Annotated in this window: 3 protein-coding genes; all 3 read left to right on the top strand. The window is 67.1% G+C overall.

Annotation, left to right across the window (positions count from 1 at the left end):
* Window positions 1–350, top strand: a 350-nt coding sequence (gene tnpA / locus ACU0AG_RS16050) for an IS66-like element accessory protein TnpA (RefSeq protein WP_482783266.1), incomplete at its 5' end; no start/stop codon positions are given.
* Window positions 347–688, top strand: a complete 342-nt coding sequence (gene tnpB / locus ACU0AG_RS16045; protein ID WP_066117483.1) for an IS66 family insertion sequence element accessory protein TnpB — start codon at window positions 347–349, stop codon at window positions 686–688. The genes tnpA and tnpB, both read left to right, overlap by 4 nt.
* 60 nt (window positions 689–748) lie before the next feature.
* Window positions 749–2392: an IS66 family transposase gene (gene tnpC / locus ACU0AG_RS16040; RefSeq protein WP_482783265.1), complete on the top strand. Its 1644-nt coding sequence runs from the start codon at window positions 749–751 to the stop codon at window positions 2390–2392.
* Window positions 2393–2444 lie beyond the last annotated feature (52 nt).

The following is a 2444-nucleotide window of genomic DNA, read 5'->3' as shown; positions in this document are numbered from 1 at the left end:
CGGAGCGGCGCCGGCGGTGGAGCGATGAGGAACGGCTGCAGATCGTGGCCGAGGCGTTCGCACCAGGTGCCAGGGTAGCCGATGTCTGCCGCCGGCATGACGTCTCGTCCGGGTTGATCTATACGTGGCGGCGCAAGCTGCTGGATGCGGGCGCGGCGCAGGAAGCCGAGGTGCCGGAGGCGCTGCCAGCGCCGGTATTCGCCGAAGCGGTGATCGACGGGGACGCGGTCGTTGCCGGCGCTGCCGAGCACCCGGCGATGATCATCGAGCTGCCGCGCGGCAAGCGGCTGAGCATCTTCGCCGCGGCATCGCCGAGGTTGGTCGCGGCCGCCTTGAAGGCTCTGCGATGATCCCTTCCGGCGCGCGGGTGTGGATCGCGCTGGGCCACACGGATATGCGCAAGGGCATGCAGGGCCTGGCGCTGCTGGTGCAGCAAGGCCTCAAGCGTAATCCCCACGGCGGCGATCTGTTCGTATTCCGCGGTCGCGCAGGATCGCTGATCAAGATCATCTGGCACGACGGGATCGGCATGTCGCTCTACGCCAAGAGGCTGGAGAAGGGCCGGTTCGTGTGGCCCTCGGCGAGTGAGGGAACGGTATCGCTGACCCCCTCGCAGCTGGCCTGCCTGCTGGAAGGGATCGACTGGCGCAACCCGCAGTATACGTGGCGGCCGCAGAGCGCAGGATAACCAGTAGATGCGGGCATTTTGCCCTTGCAGCAGAGGGGGGATGATGATTCACTCTCCTCCATGGAAGCCGCTATCTCGCCCCTTCCGGACGATGTCGAAGCGCTCAAGGCGCTGGTGGCGACGATGGCCCGTAAGGCTGATGAGGCCGAGGCCAAGCTTGCCAACGCCATGGCCCACCAGAGCGCCATCGAAGCGCTGATCGCTCACCTCAAGCTGCAGATCGCCAAGCTGAAGCGCGAGCAGTATGGGCCCAGCGCCGAACGCAGCCGCCGCCTGCTGGGTCAGATGGAGCTGCAACTCGAAGAGCTCGAGGCCGATGCCGCAGAGGACGACCTGATCGCCGAGGAAGCGGCGGCCAAGACCACCACGGTCACCGCCTTCGAGCGCAAGCGGCCCGCAAGGAAGCCGTTCCCCGAGCACCTGCCACGCGAGCGTGTGGTCGTGCCTGCGCCCTGTTCATGTCCGGCCTGCGGCGGGGACCGGCTGTCCAAGCTCGGCGAGGACGTCACCGAGACGCTCGAGGTCATCCCGCGTTCGTGGAAGGTGATCCAGACGGTGCGCGAGAAGTTCTCGTGCCGGGACTGCGAGAAGATCGCTCAGGCCCCGGCACCGTTCCACGTGGTTCCGCGCGGATGGGCAGGCCCCAGCTTCCTCGCCATGCTCCTGTTCGAGAAGTATGGGCAGCACCAACCGCTCAACCGGCAGGCCGAGCGCTTTGCCCGCGAAGGCATGCCGCTCAGTGTCTCGACCCTAGCCGATCAGGTCGGGGCTGCCGCGCACGCGCTGATGCCGCTCTACAAGCTGATCGAGGCGCACGTCCTGGCCGCAACCCGGATCCACGGCGACGATACCACCGTGCCGGTCATGGCCAGGGGCAAGACCGATACGGCCCGATTATGGGTTTACGTGCGCGATGATCGTCCCTTTGCCGGGACCGATCCGCCGGCCGCGCTGTTCCACTACTCGCGTGACCGACGCGGCGAGCACCCGCAGTCCCATCTCGCGGCATGGTCCGGCATCCTGCAGGCCGATGCCTATGGCGGATATGGCGAGCTCTATCGCGAGGGCCGCGATCCCGGCCCCGTGCTCGAGGCGGGCTGCTTCGCCCATGCGCGCCGCAAGTTCTTCGAGCTCGCCGATGTCGTAAGCTCGGCCCGCAAGAAGAGCCGCGGACAGAGCGCCGCCATGATCTATCCGATCGCGCTCGAAGCCGTGCAGCGTCTCGATGCCCTGTTCGACATCGAGCGCGGCATGAACGGCAAGAGCCCCGCCGAGCGGGTCGCCACCCGCCAGGAACTCAGCGCGCCGCTCATGGCCGAGCTCCACACCTGGCTCACCGAGCAAGTCGGCAAGCTGTCGCGCAGCCATGATCTGACCAAGGCCTGCTTCTACATGCTCAAGCGCTGGGACGCGTTTACCCGCTTCCTCGACGACGGCCGGATCTGCCTCACCAACAACGCCGCCGAGCGCGCTCTTCGTTGCATCCCGCTCGGCCGCAAGGCATGGCTGTTCTGCGGCTCCGACCGCGGCGGTCAGCGCGCCGCCATCATCTACACCCTGATCCAGACCGCCAAGCTCAACAATATCGATCCGCAGGCTTGGCTCGCCGATGTCCTCGCACGCATCGCCGATCACCCGGCAACCAAGCTCGACAAGCTCCTGCCGTGGAATTGGGCGCCGCGCTCAGACGCGATCGCAGCGTAACTCACCCCACGCACCGGTCGGGATCACCCCGCGGCCTTCACCGGACGGATAC

The organism is Erythrobacter sp. RANMB8 (assembly GCF_056848235.1).
This window is presented reverse-complemented; position numbering and strand designations above follow the sequence as displayed.

What these genes read in the sequence shown, in the direction of transcription:
- tnpB (WP_066117483.1), top strand. Translation starts at nt 347, where the DNA reads ATGATCCCTTCCGGCGCGCGGGTGTGGATCGCGCTGGGCCACACGGAT.
- tnpC (WP_482783265.1), top strand. Translation starts at nt 749, where the DNA reads ATGGAAGCCGCTATCTCGCCCCTTCCGGACGATGTCGAAGCGCTCAAG.